The 17,554-nt window shown below is 53.2% G+C and carries 11 protein-coding genes; 9 read left to right on the top strand and 2 right to left on the bottom strand.

Annotated features, from left to right (window positions below; genetic code table 11):
- The first annotated feature begins 162 nt into the window (after nt 1–162).
- The 7 genes from MKX51_RS20745 (at nt 163) to MKX51_RS20715 (ending at nt 12,835) form a co-directional block, all read left to right on the top strand.
- The gene (locus MKX51_RS20745; protein ID WP_340993661.1) at nt 163–2,247 is read left to right on the top strand and encodes an alpha-glucuronidase family glycosyl hydrolase; all 2,085 of its coding nucleotides are present in this window, start codon (nt 163–165) and stop codon (nt 2,245–2,247) included.
- An 86-nt stretch (nt 2,248–2,333) separates the two neighbouring features.
- On the top strand, nt 2,334–3,128 hold the full coding sequence (locus MKX51_RS20740; protein WP_340993660.1) for a Nif3-like dinuclear metal center hexameric protein: 795 nt from the start codon (nt 2,334–2,336) through the stop codon (nt 3,126–3,128).
- Between the two features lie 207 nt (nt 3,129–3,335).
- Nucleotides 3,336–5,618, top strand: a complete 2,283-nt coding sequence (locus tag MKX51_RS20735; RefSeq protein WP_340993659.1) for an AraC family transcriptional regulator — start codon at nt 3,336–3,338, stop codon at nt 5,616–5,618.
- A 189-nt stretch (nt 5,619–5,807) separates the two neighbouring features.
- Complete coding sequence (locus tag MKX51_RS20730) at nt 5,808–7,403, top strand: extracellular solute-binding protein (protein WP_445322074.1); 1,596 nt, start codon at nt 5,808–5,810, stop codon at nt 7,401–7,403.
- A gap of 86 nt (nt 7,404–7,489) precedes the next feature.
- Complete coding sequence (locus MKX51_RS20725; protein WP_340939340.1) at nt 7,490–8,398, top strand: ABC transporter permease; 909 nt, start codon at nt 7,490–7,492, stop codon at nt 8,396–8,398.
- Between the two features lie 13 nt (nt 8,399–8,411).
- A complete protein-coding gene (locus MKX51_RS20720) occupies nt 8,412–9,290 on the top strand; it encodes a carbohydrate ABC transporter permease (protein WP_036698597.1) in 879 nt (292 codons plus the stop codon).
- Nucleotides 9,291–9,346: 56 nt separating this feature from the next.
- Complete coding sequence (locus MKX51_RS20715; RefSeq protein ID WP_340993658.1) at nt 9,347–12,835, top strand: glycoside hydrolase family 2 TIM barrel-domain containing protein; 3,489 nt, start codon at nt 9,347–9,349, stop codon at nt 12,833–12,835.
- Nucleotides 12,836–13,012: 177 nt separating this feature from the next.
- On the opposite strand, the gene MKX51_RS20710 is transcribed toward MKX51_RS20715, so the two are convergent.
- On the bottom strand, nt 13,013–14,338 hold the full coding sequence (locus MKX51_RS20710) for a sugar phosphate nucleotidyltransferase (protein WP_340995663.1): 1,326 nt from the start codon (nt 14,336–14,338) through the stop codon (nt 13,013–13,015).
- A 16-nt stretch (nt 14,339–14,354) separates the two neighbouring features.
- Nucleotides 14,355–15,170, bottom strand: a complete 816-nt coding sequence (locus tag MKX51_RS20705) for a DUF6492 family protein (RefSeq protein WP_340995662.1) — start codon at nt 15,168–15,170, stop codon at nt 14,355–14,357.
- A 217-nt stretch (nt 15,171–15,387) separates the two neighbouring features.
- Between MKX51_RS20705 and MKX51_RS20700 the strand changes: the two genes are divergently transcribed.
- Both MKX51_RS20700 and MKX51_RS20695 read left to right on the top strand, forming a co-directional pair.
- Nucleotides 15,388–16,143 (top strand): YheC/YheD family protein, encoded by a 756-nt coding sequence (locus MKX51_RS20700; RefSeq protein WP_340993657.1) that lies wholly within the window; start codon nt 15,388–15,390, stop codon nt 16,141–16,143.
- Nucleotides 16,144–16,533: 390 nt separating this feature from the next.
- Complete coding sequence (locus MKX51_RS20695; protein WP_036698589.1) at nt 16,534–17,553, top strand: LacI family DNA-binding transcriptional regulator; 1,020 nt, start codon at nt 16,534–16,536, stop codon at nt 17,551–17,553.
- The last annotated feature ends 1 nt before the right edge of the window (nt 17,554 follow it).

Below are 17,554 nucleotides of genomic sequence, written 5' to 3'. Positions count from 1 at the left end.
GATAGGGATGTACAGGCTGTACACTTGTTATTAGTATACAGGATTCTGCTTGATTTGGGTAAATATTAGCGTGATTTGACAATGTTCCGGGGCTGCGGCTGCGTGGTAGGATGAACCTGAATGAAATCTAGTATACAAGATGTATGCAGAGGAGATATGGACATGAGACAACAATCCGGGAATGAGTATGCTGCACAATATGACAGCGGATACAATGCGTGGCTAAGCTATCCTAAGCTTCAGCAAGGCCCCCTATATAAGCAATATGCGAAATGGTGCGGGGCGGTATCCGTTACAGAAGCCGGGGAGACCATCCAGGCTGCACTTCAGGAATGGACAAGAGGCATTGCCTCGCTATTGGGCCTTGAAGCCGTCTCCAAGCCGCAGCCGGAAGATTTCGGTGTGGCCTTCGGCACCTTCACGGGTGATCATCCGCTGATCCAGGGCGTGTTCGATGACAAGACCGTCCAAGCTGTAGGAGCAGAAGGGTTCGCCATCCGAACCAGCCAGTCCCTGAAATGCATCGCTGTAGGGGCTTCCTCCCAGGCAGGTGTGTTATACGGCGTCTTCCATCTGCTGCGCCTGATTGCCAGCGGCAAGGACATTGAGAATCTGGATGAAATAGTGAATCCTGTGAATTCGCTGCGGATGATTAATCACTGGGATAATTTCGACGGCAGCGTGGAGCGCGGCTATTCCGGCAGATCCTTCCTGTATGAGAATAACCAGTTCACGAAGGATATGGACAGAATTACAGACTATGCGCGGCTGATGTCTACCGCCGGCATTAACGCGATAGCGATCAACAACGTGAACGTTCATGCGCTGGAGACCTTGTTTATCTCCACCTATCTGCCGGATGTGGCAAGAATCGCCGACATCTTCCGCATCTATGGCATCCGCCTGTTCCTGTGCGTGAACTTTGCCGGACCTATGCACGAAGGGGAAGTGGGTACGGCAGATCCGCTGGATGCAGGCGTGCAGGAATGGTGGAAGTCGAGAGCCGCCGACATCTATGCTGCTATTCCCGATTTCGGCGGCTTCGTGGTCAAGGCTGATTCGGAGAACCGTCCCGGCCCGTTCACTTACGGGCGGAATCATGCAGACGGGGCCAACATGCTGGCGGAAGCCCTGGAGCCTTACGGCGGCATCGTGATCTGGCGCTGCTTTGTATACAACTGCAAGCAGGACTGGCGTGACCGCAAGACGGACCGGGCCAGAGCGGCGTATGACCATTTCAAGCCGCTGGACGGCCAGTTCCATGATAACGTCATTCTGCAGATCAAGAACGGCCCGATGGATTTCCAGGTCAGAGAGCCTGTATCTCCGCTCTTCGGCGCCCTGGAACGGACGAACCATGTGATCGAATTCCAGATCGCCCAGGAATATACCGGACAGCAGCGCCATGTCTGCTATCTCGTTCCGCAGTGGAAGGAGATTATGGAATTCGATACGCAGGCCAAGGGCGGCCCGGCCCCTGTTAAGCGGATCGTTGACGGATCGCTGTGGGGCAACCGCCTGAGCGGGATTGCGGCGGTATCCAATGTGGGCAATGACCGCAACTGGACCGGCCACCTGCTGGCTCAGGCGAATCTCTACGGCTTCGGGCGTCTGGCCTGGAATCCTGAGCTGAGTGCGGAGGAGATTGCGGCCGAATGGATCGCCTTGACATTCGGCACGGACACAGCGGTTGCCGGAGTGATCAGCCGGATTCTGCTGGACTCCTGGGAGATCTATGAGTCATATACGTCGCCGCTTGGCGTAGGCTGGATGATCAATCCCGAGCATCACTACGGCCCGAATGTGGACGGCTATGAATATTCAATGTGGGGCACCTACCACTATGCCGATCATCAGGGCATCGGGGTAGACCGTACCGTGAATACCGGTACCGGCTATAGCGCACAGTACATGGGCAGCAACGCCGTACGTTATGATTCGCTGGAGGAATGCCCGGATGAGCTGCTGCTGTTCTTCCATCATGTGCCGTACACTCATGTGCTGCATTCCGGCAAAACCGTGATCCAGCATATCTACGATACGCATTTCGAAGGTGCAGAGCGCGCCGAAGGGCTTCTGGACGCATGGGGCGGACTGAAGGGCAGCATCGCAGACGGCCTGTACACTCAGGTGGAGGAACGCCTTAAGGGACAGGCGGCTCATGCCAAGGAATGGCGTGACCAGATTAATACGTATTTCTACCGCAAGAGCGGAATTGCAGATGCATTAGGCCGGACCATCTACTAAGGGAGCGTCTGCGTTCCGGACAGCCTTGTCCTGTCTTTTGACAGGCCAGGAACTCATTTGGCTAACATCAAGGAGGAGTAGATCTCATGGCACTGACTTTCAGTGATGTGATGGAGCACTTGAATGCAGGGGTACAACTGCCCGTGAATACGGTGGATAGGCTTACGCCGGACGCTGCGGGAACAGAAGTGCAGGGAATCGTGGCTGCCTTCGCCGCTTCGCAATATGTAGTCGAGCAGGCGGCCCGGCTTGGCGCCAACCTGGTGATCACGCATGAAGGTGTATTTTATAGCCACCAGGGACACGGGAGTACGCTTGAGCAAGATTCCGTCTATCAGGAGAAGTCTGCACTGATTACAAGCAGCGGGGTAAGCCTCTATCGCTTCCATGACACGATACACCGCTATACGCCGGACGGGATTACCGAAGGGCTGCTGCGGGAGCTGGAATGGGAAGCATATGTAGAGCGGCATCTGCCCGAGGTGTCGATCCTCTCCATTCCTGAGATGACCGTTTCCGGGGTTGCAGAGTATCTGAAGCAGAAGTTGAATATCCCTTATGTCCGCGTTGCCGGGAACCTCTCCGCCACCTGCTCCAGAGCGGGAGTACTGGTCGGTTACCGGGGAAATGGCCAGTCGGTCATCCCGATGTACGAGCAGGAGTCGCTTGATCTGGTCATCGCCGGTGAAGGCCCTGAATGGGAGGTGCCTGAGTATATCCGCGATGCGGTCCGCCAGGGCAAGGACAGGGCGCTCATCATGCTCGGCCATGCCGAGAGCGAAGCGCCGGGAATGAAGCTGCTGGCGGAGCGGCTGGCCCGGCAGTTCCCGCAGGTGCCGGTGCATTACATTCAGGATCAGCCCGTATTTCAAATCCTATAGCTGGAGAAACCTCTTTGAAGGTGTAAGACCAAGGGACAATGGCTGTCCCTTCAGGTCTTCTGCCGGCAAAGAGGTTTTGTTTGTCCAGCCGGATGGCATAGTATAGCGGACTTGTTTACAAATTGACGATCTGGTTCATATTGCGGATTGCCCCCCGGGCACAACTATCATATAGTGGAATTCTATATGAGGTAAGGAGCGTAGAAGATGAAGCACAAGCACCTGAGGTTCAGCAGAAGTGTAGCCTTTAAATGGATCATCTCCTATTCAGTAATCATGATTATCCCGCTTATTGTTAGCGCTATCATCTATCTGCAGACCAAACAGATTGTCGAATATGAGATTGAACGTGCCGGCAACGCCATGCTTAAGCAGATGCAGAATACTGTAGACAGCGAGATTAATCAAGCTGAGAAATTAGCGATGCAGTTATCGATTCATAGCGGTGTGAACAAATTCTTATCCCTCACACCTGGCGCAGAGAGGGCCAGTTCCTTTCAGATCTATCAGATCCGGCAGGAGCTCAGCAAATACAAATCCGCCAATGATTTCATCGATGGGATCTATCTGTATTCAAGCAGTCTGGACCGTGTGCTGACAGATGAGACGTATACGGACAGTGAAACCTTTTATGCAATGAACAGTAAGATGATCGGATTGTCTTATCAGGAGTGGCTGGCACAGTTGAACGGTGAGACTGCAGGGCGAGAAGCCGCCCTTCCGTTTATTGAGTTTAAGCGCTGGGAGCAGAAGGTTGTGATGATGAAGCCCTTCACCAGTGCCACTGCAAGCAATGGACAGAAGGGGATGTTGGTTCTCCCGCTGAACGGCAGCAAGATTCATAGCATGCTGAAGAACGTGGACTGGGTAAATAACGGTGATGTGTACATTACCGATGATCATAATCAGGTATTATTCCGCAATAATGAGGCTTCTCCGCAGCAGCCAATGCCTGACGCTGAGGCTGGCGGTGAGACTGCGGGCACTTCTTTTCAGGATATTGCCGGCACGGAGAACATGGTCTCCTTCATTGATTCCGATAACACCAACTGGAAGTATATCAGCGTATTTCCTTCAAGCGTATTCTGGGAAAAAGCGCGGCAAATCCGCAATTTGAACCTGCTTGGGCTGTTCATCAGCTTTTTGATCGGGGCGGTGGTTATTTCTTACTTTGCCCGTAAGAACTATAATCCTGTACGCGAGCTGGTCCATATGTTCTCGCCCTCCGCCGATGAACAGACGCAGCGGGTACTGGATGAATTCTCCTTCATTCGGGAGAGTGCGCTGGCTACCATCCGGGAGAGGGATGATGTGAACAGCCGGCAGTTCAGGCAGCTCCGTGTGCTCCAGACCTACTACTTGTCGCAGCTGCTCAGAGGGCAGGCGGAGAACGGATTATCGCTGGAGGAAGTGGCCAGAGTTCATCATTTCCAGTGGGATTCCGAGGATTTTGCGGTGCTTCTATTCTATATTCAGTCCGGCGGGGAAGAGGGGCCTTCGCCAAGCCTGTCCAATTTCATCGTATCCAATATCATCATGGATTTCACCGGACCGAATCACGTCCTGAGCTTCACCGAGATGGATGGCATGCTGGCGGCAGTGATGAACATTAACACCGGGCGTTCCGGCAGATGGAAAGAGGATATTGAAGAAGCACTCAGCCATACCCTGGAGTTCATTCAGCGGAAATACGGTCTGCAGATCGCCATGGCCGGCAGTGAGCTGCTCTCGGGCATGGGAAGTTTGCATCAGGGGTATCTGCAGGCGCTGGAGGCTCAGGAATACCGGCTGGTGCTGGAGGAGAATACGACGGTCTGGTATGGGGATATTGAGCAGCAGCAGACGGATTATTACCTGACGATCAATGACGAGGTTGTTTTTATTAATCTGGTCAAAAGCGGTGACTTCGGGAAAGCGGCAGCGATGGTGGAGGAGATTCTGGCCCGCTTCTTCGGCTCCCAGGTGTCTATTGAGCTTGTGAGATATGCCATGATTGATTTAAGCAGCTCTATTATGAAGGCAGTCCCTCAGGAGACGAAGCGCTCCAAGCTATGGGAAGAATGGCGTCCGATGAAAAGGCTTCTGGCCTGCTCAACGCGCGCAGATTTCCGTAACGAGCTGACCGAGCTGATCCAGCTGGCCTGCAGCCAAGCCTCGGAAAAGCTTGCTTCAAATTCTGGAATCGGAGACCAGGTATCCGCCTTTGTGCAGGATCATTATGCGGATATCAACCTTAGTGTGTCCATGATTGGTGCCCGTTTCGGGATCACGCCGCAGTATGTATCACGGTTGTTCAAAGAACAGAGCGGGCAGGGACTGCATGACTACATCAGTCAGGTGCGTACAGCCGAAGCCAAGAAACTGCTTCAGCAAGGCGTCACCATCGAGGAGATCTCCTCCCGTGTAGGATTTTCCAGCAGCAGTGCGTTCATTCGGGTATTCAAAAAGTATGAAGGCATCACGCCGGGGCGGTTCAAAGCTCTGCAATAAACAAACAGAATACACAATTTCCTGACAGGAGGATAGAAGCAGGCCGGATCTATCCTTCTTTTGCGTTTTTGACAATGAATTACGCATTTTGAATATTGTTTGTATACAAGATTCAGCATACATTGTAGAGGCATTAAGTCGTCAACTACACAAATTACGGAGGTCATACTAGTGATCAAATTATCTGGAATGAAAAGGCTTCACAAACCGCTCGCCGTTTTGTTAGGTTTCACCATGCTGGCTGCCGGCTGCACTAGTTCCAAGAATGCAAATGATGAGAGTGTCCCTAACAACCCTGCCGGGAACGGCCCGGCTTCCAAGGAAGCCGCAGCAGCTTTTGCTTATCCGATGAAAGGCGGAATAGAGCTGACCTATATGAATGAACAGCTGGGAGGCACACCGGAGCGGCTGCCGGTCGATGACGAATATGAGAAACGTACAGGCATCGCCATCAAGCAGCTGGGCGGAACCCCCATGACCGATCAGAAATTCAGTCTGCTGCTGGCATCGGGCGATCTGCCGGATATCTTCCTCAATACCTGGCTGCAATACCCTGGCGGTCCCGATAAAGCCGTTGAGCAGGGGTATATTCTGAAGCTCAATGACCTTATGGATCAATACGCGCCGAATCTGAAGAGAACGCTTCAGGAGAATCCGGAAATCGACAAAATGATTAAAACGGATGACGGCACTTATTACGCCTTCCCGTTCATCCGCTCGGAGATCGGACGGGTCTACGGCGGGCCGATTATCCGCAAGGATTGGCTCGATGAACTGAAGCTCAGTGTCCCGGAGACGATTGACGAATGGCATACCGTACTGACTGCTTTTAAAGAGAAGAAAAAGGCGGCCTCCCCTGTAACCTTCCGCACGATGTTCCTGGGAGAACGGACCGGCGGATTCGCCGGAGCCTTCGGTGTGATGGGGAACTTCTACGTCAACGACGGCAAAGTAGTCTACGGCTATCTGGAGCCTGGCTATAAGGAATATCTGAAAACGATGAGCCAATGGTACAAAGAAGGCCTGATCGATAAGGATTTCGCTTCGATTGATTCAGCTACAGTGGATAAGAAAATGACTTCTAATGTCAGCGGAGCAACAATCGGCTGGCAGTATTATATTGAGAAATATAATTCAGCCGTACAGGAAACAGATCCGAAGGCCGACTTCGTGGCCGCTCCATACCCGGCTGCCGTCAAAGGCGGGCTTCCGGAGTTTGGACAGCTGGATAATGCCTATGCGGGGACAAGCTCGGCGGCGATCTCAGCGACAACCAAGAATGTCGAGGCTGCGATGCGCTGGCTGGATTACGCTTTTACCGAAGAAGGCAAAATGCTGAATACCTATGGGGTTGAAGGCATTACCTACACGCTCAAAGACGGAAAGCCCGTCTATACCGATCTTGTGGTGAAGAACTCGGATGGCCTCGGCAGCGACCAGGTAATGGGCAAATATTCTCATGGCACCAACTTCCCGATGATTCAGCAGGACAATAATCTGCCGGCAAAATATCCGGCAACGACCGAATCCATCGGCATCTGGAAACAAACCAATCACGAGAGCCACCTGCTTCCTCCGGTCACACCGACTGCCGAAGAAGCAGATGAAATGAGCAGCATTATGAACGACATTAACGCTTTTGTGAAAGAGGCCGAGCTCAAGATCATCCTGGGCACCGATTCCGTAGACAATTACGATAAATATGTGCAGCAGATGAAGGATCTCGGTATCGAACGCGCGCTGGAAATTCAACAAGCGGCGTATGAACGTTATCTGAACCGTTAATTTGGGCGGGCAGGGGCTGCAACACAGATAACAGGTACCGGCAGCCCGGCCTAAGACCATGCAGTTGCAGCAAAGGAGAGAGGAATATGCTTAAAACCAGACTGGGGAAAGACATCCTGCGTAATAAATGGCTGTATCTGATGGTGCTGCCTGTCATCCTATATTATGTATTGTTTCACTATGTTCCGCTCTACGGGACCATTATCGCCTTTAAGCAATTCGTCCCTTCCCAAGGGATCTGGGGCAGCGAATGGGTCGGATTCAAGCATTTTGAAGCTTTTTTCTCCAGTATCTACTTCTTCCGTGTCATTAAGAACACTGTTCTGCTAAGCTTCTTCAATCTGCTGATCGGCTTCCCGGCACCCATTATTCTGGCCTTGCTGCTGAATGAATTGAAAAGCCCGCTTTTCCGCCGGATCACGCAAACGATTACATATATGCCGCATTTTATAACACTTGTGGTGGTAGCAGGAATCGTGCGTTATTTCACTTTATCGGATGGTTTGATCAACGATGTTATTGCCTTTTTTGGCGGGGCCCGGATTTCGTTCCTGCAACAGCCTGAATTTTTCCGCCCCATTTATATCATCAGTGAGATCTGGCAGCAGATCGGCTGGGGCACAATCATCTATCTGGCAGCCATTACTGGCATTGACCAGCAGCAGTATGAGGCTGCCAAAATTGACGGAGCCACCAAGGTACAGCAGATCCGCCACGTTACCCTGCCCGGTATTCTGCCGACGATTATGATTATGCTGATTCTGGCACTCGGAAATATTATGAATGTCGGATTTGAGAAAATCATTCTGTTATACAGCGCCAGTATTTATGAGACGGCTGATGTCATATCCACTTTTGTATACCGGAAAGGGATTCTGGAATTCAGCTACAGCTACAGTGCAGCGGTAGGCCTGTTCAACTCCGTCATCAATTTCACCATTCTGCTGCTCGCCAACTCATTCAGTAAACGCGCAAGTAAGAACAGTCTCTGGTAAGGAGTGCACACCTATGATTAAAGCGTCGCTCGGCGAACGTGTCTTCGATATTTGCAATTCTATTATTATGGTTCTAATGATTATTCTTACACTCTATCCTATGCTGTATATCTTGTTCTCCTCTTTAAGCAACGGGAACCGGCTGGTCTCCTTCAACGGCATTCTGCTGTGGCCGCAAGGCTTCTCGCTGGCAGCTTACAAGGCGGTGCTGAACAACCCCGTGATTCTGACCGGCTTCAAGAATACGCTGTTCATCCTGGCGGTAGGGCTTGTCATTAACATGACGCTTACTGCCCTGGGAGCCTATTTCCTGTCCAGAGAAGGGGTTATGCTGCAAAAGCCGATTATGTTCTTCATCGTATTCACGATGTTCTTCCAGGGAGGACTGGTGCCATTCTACCTGATCGTGAAATCATATGGCCTGCTCGACAGCTTGTGGGCGTTGATTCTGCCAACGGCGGTGAGTACGTTCAACTTAATCATCATGCGCACTTATTTCATGGCGATACCGAAGGAGCTGGAGGAGTCCGCCTTCCTGGACGGTGCAGGCCATTTCACCATTCTGTTCCGCATCTTCATTCCGCTGTCCATGCCGGTGGTTGCGGTGCTGATTCTGTATTACGGCGTAGGCCACTGGAACAGCTGGTTCAACGCCATGCTTTTCCTGCGCGACCAGAGCCTGTTCCCGATCCAGCTCGTGGTCCGAAACATCATTCTTGAGAATGATAATGCCAGCATGCTGGGGACTACAACACTGCTCCATAGCCGTGATGTGACCGAAACGCTGAAATATGCGGCAATCATTGTGAGCACAGCGCCGATCCTGCTGCTGTATCCGTTCCTGCAGAAGTATTTCGTCAAGGGCGTAATGGTTGGGGCATTGAAGGGATGAGGGGTGAAGTCATTCAGGAAGCTTAGCTATGGTGAGGATAAGGAGGAAGTATAGCTATGAGTCTAAAAAGGAAACTCAGCAAAGGTTGGCATTTCAGCAAGCAGCCGCTTCATTCGGAGCTTGCCAAGGTGGCCGCAGGTGCGGACTGGATACCTGTTACGCTGCCGCATGATTGGCTGATCTATGATACCCGCAACCTCTACGAGAATGGAGAGGGCTGGTACCGCACCCGCCTCCGGTTCGATGCAGTGCCGGTGAATGAGCTTGTGTTCCTGCGTTTCGAGGGAGTGTATATGAACTCGACACTATATGTGAACGGACAGGTAGCGGGTGAGTGGAAATATGGCTACTCTACCTTTGAATTCGAGATAACTCCGCACCTGGTCGCCGGAGAGAATGAAATCTATATGCGTGTAATCCACGAATCACCCAATTCCCGCTGGTACTCCGGTGCCGGAATTTACCGGCCCGTCTGGCTAAAGACGGTGCCGAAGACGCATATCGCCGCTGACGGGCTGTATATTGCAGCCAGGGCAACGGAAGGTCAGGCCTGGACTGTAGATGTGGATGCTGAGCTGCATATCGCTGAAGCAGCGGGCGCGGGGACGAAGCTGAAGCTGCGGCATAGCATTCTGGATGCAGCAGGAGCCTTAGTTGCAGGGCAAGTTACTGAGGTGACGGTGCAGGGTGAATTAACCGTACATACCCGCAGCCGCCTGACTGTTGACCAGCCCTTGCTATGGGATATTTCCAGTCCCAATCTCTACAGTCTGCAAACCGAACTGCTGGCTGAGGATGAAGTGATTGAAGCGGAGAGGGAGAGGTTCGGCTTCCGGACCCTGGAGCTGGACAGTGACGAGGGCTTCTTCCTCAACGGCCGTCATGTCAAAATATACGGAGTCTGTCAGCATCATGACCTGGGCGCTCTGGGGGCTGCTGTGAACAGAGCGGCGCTGCGCCGCCAGCTCGTCCTGCTGCAGGAGATGGGAGTCAACGCCATCCGTACCGCGCATAACATGCCGGCGGTAGAGCTTATGGAGCTGGCCGATGAAATGGGGCTGCTGATCGTGTCTGAAGCCTTCGATATGTGGGAGCGTAGCAAAACGCCTTATGACTATGCACGGTTCTATCCGCAGTGGTGGAAGCGCGATATCGCCAGCTGGGTGCGGCGGGACCGCAACCGTCCAAGTCTGCTCATGTGGAGTATCGGCAATGAGATATACGATACCCATGCAGACAGCCGCGGCCAGGAGCTCACCCGGGAGCTGCAGGAGGAAGTGCTGATTCATGATCCGCGGGGCAATGCCTTCGTTACCATCGGCTCAAACTATATGCCTTGGGAGAATGCGCAGAAATGCGCTGATATCGTCAAGGTTGCAGGCTACAACTATGCGGAGAAATATTATGAGCAGCATCACAAGCAGCATCCCGACTGGATCATCTACGGCAGTGAGACCTGCTCGACAGTGCAGAGCCGGGGAGTCTATCATTTCCCGCTGGCTCAATCTGTGCTTGCCGATGATGATCAGCAGTGCTCATCGCTAGGCAACAGTTCTACCAGCTGGGGCGCCAAAAGCACGGAGGCCTGTATCACCGCCGACCGGGATGCCTCCTTCTCGCTGGGACAGTTTCTGTGGACGGGCTTTGATTATATCGGGGAGCCTACCCCGTATCACACCAAGAACTCATATTTCGGACAGCTGGATACCGCCGGTTTCCCTAAGGATTCCTATTATATCTATCAGGCGGAATGGACAGATTACCGTACGCATCCGATGATTCATATCTTCCCGTACTGGGATTTCTCGCAGGGTCAGCTGATAGATGTGCGTGTCTGCTCGAACGCTCCGCGCATTGAACTGTTCTTGAATGAAGTCTCGCAGGGCAGCGTGGATATCGACCATGCCCATGGACACAAGCTGCTTGGCGAATGGCAGCTGCCTTATGCGGATGGTGTCCTGCGGGCAGTGGCTTATGATGAGAAGGGGGAGGTCGTTGCTGTAGAGCAAATCTCCTCGTTCGGAGATGCAGCTTCGCTTGTCCTTGCTCCCGACAAGCAGGTAATTACAGCAGACGGTACGGACCTTATCTTCGTAACGATCAGCACTCTGGATCAGGAGGGACGGCCGGTAGCGAATGCCAATAACCGCGTTCACCTCAGTATGGAGGGTCCCGGACGATTGATCGGTCTGGATAACGGGGACAGCACGGACTATGATTCCTACCAGGGCGTAAGCCGCCGCCTGTTCAGCGGCAAGCTGCTGGCAGTGATTGCCGGCACACTGGAGGCCGGAACGATTACGCTGCGTGCGGCTTCGGCAGATCTGGCTCCGGCTGAGCTTACGCTGCAATCGGTGCTTCCGGCAGCGGGAACGACAACTGAAGATGAGCTGTATCTGTATGCGCATTATCCGCTGGAGGCGGATGTGTCCTCCGGTCATCCGGAGAGCGGCAGGGCTGGGGAGATCCCGGTCCGCAAGCTGGAGATCATCTGCCCCGGGGGGAATACTCTGACGCCTGATCGCACGTCGCTTCCAGTCCGTGTTAAGCTTCATCCTCAGGGGGCCACCTGGCAGGATGTCGAGTGGCGGATTACGAATGCCGCCGGAATTGATGCCAATATCGCCACTCTTGAGACGAGCGGCCATGAAGCCGTAATCACGGCCTTAGGTGACGGAGAGGTATACATCCGCTGCGGGACAGCCAATGGCGCTGACGGGATTCGGCTCTATTCGCAGATGGAATTCAAGCTTACGGGCTTCGGGCAGGCTTATCTGAATCCCTATGAGTTTGTTTCAGCAGGATTTAACAGCACCCACAGCCGGAATCTGACCAACGGCAATGAACGGGGGGTGGCTACCGCCCGCGAAGGGGAGAGCCTGATCTGCTTCGAACGAATCGACTTCGGCGGATATGGGGCCGATGAGATTATTCTGCCGATCTTCTCGCTGGATGATCAGGAATTTCCGATAGAGATATGGGAAGGCGTGCCCGGGCAGCCCGGTGCCGGGAGGCTCACAACCGTGACTTACCAGAAGCCTTCCCGCTGGAATGTCTACCAGGAGGAACGGTATACGCTGCCCAGACGGCTGACGGGGATTACCTCGCTGTCCTTCGTTCTGCGCAAGAAGATTCATTTGAAGGGCTTCACGTTTGTCAGCAAGACCAAGGCGTTCGAGCGTCTGGATGCACTGGCCAACACTGCGGTCTACGGCGATACCTTCACTATAACGGAGGAGGCTGTCGAGGGCATCGGCAACAATGTGTCACTTATATTTGCCGGAATGGACTTCGGCGCAGCGGAATGCTCACGGCTCCTCATCTGCGGACGCTCAGCGCTTGCGAACAATACAATGCAAATTCTGTTCAGCGGTCCTGCCGGTGAATCGAAGCAGCTGATTGAATTTGCCGGAAGCGCCAGCTATATGGAGCGTGAATTCACGCTGGAGCCGCCGTTAAGCGGCAGCCAGACCGTCACCTTCCTGTTCCTGCCGGGCAGCCGGTTTGACTTCAAGTGGTTCCGGTTTCTGCCGCCGTTCGCCTAGAAGCTGTGCCATCCGGCGGTCCGCCGGCAGATTGTCTAACGGCAGGCAACAGCATTCACTGCAAATAAGGGATACCGCACACAGCCGGATGGCTGGCGTTTGCGGTATCCCTTTGATGTTTGCAGTATCCCTCTTGATTGTGCCGTCGGCAGTGGAGAGGAAGCCCGCATCTTCCTATCAGCAGCTATAGACCTTCCCGTCCTCTCCTGCTTCGCTTATCCGTACCTCAATAAGCTTCATTGCGCTCCAGGCGCTGACCGTATGCTGTTGTCCTCTCGCTATGGTATAGCTTCCGCCAGCACATGCAGCGGATGTAGCTCCGTTCACCTTAACCTCTCCGTGACCGGACACAATCATCCAGGACTTGGCACAATGCTCACAGGTCATTTCAGGCAGGTCATGGCCCGGCAGCAGGGTAAGCATTGCCGTAAGGACAAGCCGGGAGCCGTCTGATTCCCGGTCTACAACGGTATAGCTGCCCCAGCCCGTTTCACCATACCTCGGCTCCGTTACTGAATTCTCCGCCAGAATATCCTTGATGGTGTTAGCGTCCTTCTTATCAGCGATCAGGATACCTTCGGGACCGGCTATGGCTACTATGCCGGAGACACCAATGACATGCAGCGGCACCTCCAGCTCGTTAATAAGGTAACTGTCTCCGCATTCTCCCCATAGCCCGCCTGCTCCAATAACCTGCGATGGCAGCCGGTCTGTCAGCGTATCCCAGCTTCCCAGGTCGGACCATTCCCCTTCATGCCTTACGACAACCGCTTTGGTGCTGCGTTCTGCCACTTCCTTGTCGAAGCTGCGGACCGGAAGCTCTGGATACTGCACGGTTAATGCTGCGAATTCCACGGGCAGCCCCAGCCTCTCCAGATGCTCCAGCAGGAAGCTCAGCCGCGCAGCGAATACCCCGCAATTCCATAAGGCCTGCTCCCGCATCAGCTCCAGGGCTTTCACCTTATCCGGCTTCTCTGCAAAAGTTAATACCGGAGCATACCCGCAAGAGTCCTCCAGTGACGGAACGATATAGCCGTATTGCTCTGAGGGATACGAAGGCCTTGTTCCAAGCAGGAGGAGTTCGGCCTCAGAATCGGCCAGAAGTGCCTCGAATTGATGGAACTGGCGGAAGAAATCATCATCCGCGAACATGTCGGCCGGAGCGATACAGAGGATGTCCTCCGGCTGTGCCTTTCCGGCGGCAAGCAAATGCAGCGCGCCTAACGCGGCAGCAGTGAAGGTGCCGCGCTTGCAAGGCTCACCGGTCACCGGATATTTACTCCCGGTATACCGCTGTATGAGGGCTACCTGCTCCTGATGGGCCACGAGCAACAGGGATTCATCCAGTCCGGCCTGACCGAGCTGACGGCATACCCGCCCGATCATGGATTCTGTGCCCCCGCCCGGTGCAGGCAGCAGCGGCAGGAACATCTTGGAGCGGATGCTGCCGGACAGAGGCCACAGCCGCTGGCCGGAGCCGCCGCACAGAAGAATAGTATGCATCACGTTTCTTGCCTCCTTAAGGCTTGCCCGGAGTGGAGTATCCCTTGCGCTGATGGAAGGAGAGCGAACGGTAAGACCCGGCGTACTTCCGGATTTGCGCCTCAGTCAGCGAGCCCGCCGGGGTCTTCAGTGCTTTATTATTGGCATTCTTGAGCAGCACAGAGGTGCGGTTTGTGCTGTACACGTAGTTGGCATAGGTCTCGAATTCGGAGAAGCCGAACTGCCGCTTCTTGTTGATAGAGTGCAGAATAGCCGCGTGCCAGGACATGCCGTGGCGAGCTGCAATTTTTCGTTTGAGACTGGCCAGCTTCGCGGAATCAAACAGCATGTAGTGGGTCACGAACGACTTGGGTGAAGGCGCAGGGGCACCGAGCAGCTTGCGGTAGGTGCGGAAATATTCCGGCTGGCTCCAGCTGCGGCAATAGAAGATGCTTTTCCCGCCGGAACGGAAGCGATGGGGACGGATGAGCACTGTATCTGCATCAATGACTAGGAAATACTTCTCACGGCACACCTGATCCCCATTCATCTTGAGCAGCTGCTGATACAGCCAGCCTGACCGGTTCCAGCGGGAGGAGGAATAGCGGATCGCTTTTTTGGTGAACGGGAGGACGGTGGTTTCATTGACAAAGACGCAAGCTTTCCGGGAGCACAGCTGTCTGATTCTACTATTCTCCGGCGAGACAATATAGATATTACTGATAGAGTGCTGGACATAACGGCGAAGACTATCAATTACATAAGGGAGGGTGGCGAGATCTTTTTCGATAGCAGGAATCAGGACATCGATCGGTGGAGCACTTGAGGCCACGCTTACGGCAGCAACGGACATAGCTTCATCTCCATACATATATTGACATTTGAGCGTCTTCACTAGGGTATGCCTGCTGAGCAGCGGTTGATAGGGCCATCATCCTGAGAAAGTTAATCTTTTTGTGCGGGACAAATGATATATTCAACTGCACCTCCACCGGCATAGGATGCAGTGAATATGTAACTTTATGTAAATTGGGAGCGGTGGCTCCCATCCCGGACAGGAGAGTGCGTAAGTGACAGCCAAAAAAGTTCAGTCAGGTCAGAGCAAATGGTATAAGACACAACTGCTGCTTAAGAACGAGACAATCAAGGTTTTTATCCCCGATACCCGGAGATTTAACAGGCGCAATCTGGAGCAGATGATACACGGCTATGGAATGATCTATATCAAGCCGGAACGGGGAACGTATGGCATGGGTGTAATCCGCGCGGAGCGGAGGGAGCGGCAGGGATATATGTATCAATATGAGGAGACCGTGCGCCGGTTCGCTACGTTTGAGGCTTTTCATCACAGTCTGGCGGCAAGAATCGGCAAGAGGAGCTATCTGCTGCAAAAAGGCATTCACCTGCTGAAGCACCACGGGCGCCGTTTCGATATCCGGGTGATGGTACAGCTCAGTCCCAAGGGAGTCTGGGAAGCTACCGGGATTATCGGGCGGCTCGGGCACCCGCGCAAAATTGTGACCAATTACCACAGCGGCGGCAAACCGACCGCAGTGGAGCATTTGCTCTCCACCCATCTGTCTGCGCAGCAGCTTGTGCAGCTTAAGGGGGAAATGAACCGCCTGGGCGTCCGCATAGCGTCACAGCTGCGGAAGACCTATCCGCACCACCGGCAGTTCGGTGTAGACATCGGACTGGACCGCGCGCTGAAGCCGTGGATTATTGAAGTGAATATGAATCCCGATCCTTATATTTTTAATCAGCTCAAGGATAAATCCATGTACCGCAGAGTCATGAGATACCGGCGTTTGGGCTTGACCAAATAATACGATATGCCAAAGGAAGGCCTGCCAGACTAAGCAAGGCTTTCCTTCGAAATATAAAAATGTATATGTTTCACCCTATGCATTATCTTTCTATTTCTCGCCGAAGCGGTGCCGTCCTTTAAAAGGACGGCAAAGCCGTTTCCACTTGGCATAAGTCTGCTCCGCACCCTCACCCTGGCATAGCTAAATCCCGCTGTCTTATAGTAAAATAAGATAAATTCAAATACATAGAAGTTATTGTATGCTGAACCAGCTTATGCTTGCGTCCGGCGGCAATAATGAGCAGAAAAGGCGGCTGAAAAGAGCTCATGAGAAAAAGTGTTGTATTTAAAGCGATTTCATGTTACTTTAGAGTCAATAAAAACGTTTTTATCAAAAAGGAACATTGATATGGCTAAGATAACGATCAAAGATGTCGCACGGGAAGCCGGGGTCTCCATCTCCACGGTCTCCAACGCCCTGAATGATGTGGATGTGCTGAGCCCGGAGACCAAAGCCCATATTCTCAAGGTAGCCCAGCGCCTGAATTACGTGCCGAATCTGAACGGCAAGCTGCTGAAATCAGGGACCACGAAGATGCTGGGGTTCTTCACGACAAGTGTGTCCGGTCCGTACTTCTATAAGCTGGTAGAATCCATGTCCCGTCAGTGCGACCGCATGGGCTATGGCCTGAATGTATTCGTCACCAAGGACAAACAAGTCATTATGAGCAATATCCTCGGACGGCGGGTGGATGGCGTCATTATCTATGAGGAGCTGGGCATCGACGAGCAGGATATTGCCGCTATGAAGAAAGACAAGATCAAGGCGGTGTTTCTGGACCGGGTGCTGGAGGATGAAGGGATGGGCAGCATTATCTTTGATTCCTACGAATCAGGCTATGAGGCTACGAAGTATTTAATCAGCCTGGGGCATAAGCGGATTGCCTATATCTCCGGCGTGGATACGATGTTCGACAGCGTGCAGCGGAAGGAAGGCTATCTGGCGGCGCTGCGTGAATACCAGCTTCCGGTTGAGGAGGATTTTATCCTTCAGGGGTATTTTGAGGAGGACAGCACCTATAATGCCGTGAAGTCTTATCTCCGTCTGCATCCCGCGAGAGTCCCTGACGCCTTCCTGGCCGGCAATGATATCAGTGCAATGGGCTGTATTCAAGCACTCAAGAGCTACGGTTATGAAGTGCCGCAGGATGTCAGCGTGATGGGCTTCGACGATATTGATATCGCCCCTTATTATTCGCCGCCGCTTACGACGGTAAGGAATCAGATTGCCAGACAGGGCATGCTGGCGATTGATCATCTGGTCCGCATGATTCAAGACAAGGAGCAGGGCGCAGCACAGAAGCTGCAGGGCGAGCTTGTCGTAAGAGGCTCAAGTCATGTGAAGCTGGAGCGGAAGGACCGCAGATAGA

Origin of the sequence: Paenibacillus sp. FSL M7-0420, from assembly GCF_038002345.1 — a bacterium.
In the GTDB taxonomy this organism is placed as follows: Bacteria; Bacillota; Bacilli; order Paenibacillales; family Paenibacillaceae; genus Paenibacillus_AQ.
Note: the sequence above shows the minus strand (reverse complement) of the source record. Positions and strands in the feature narration are given on the sequence as shown.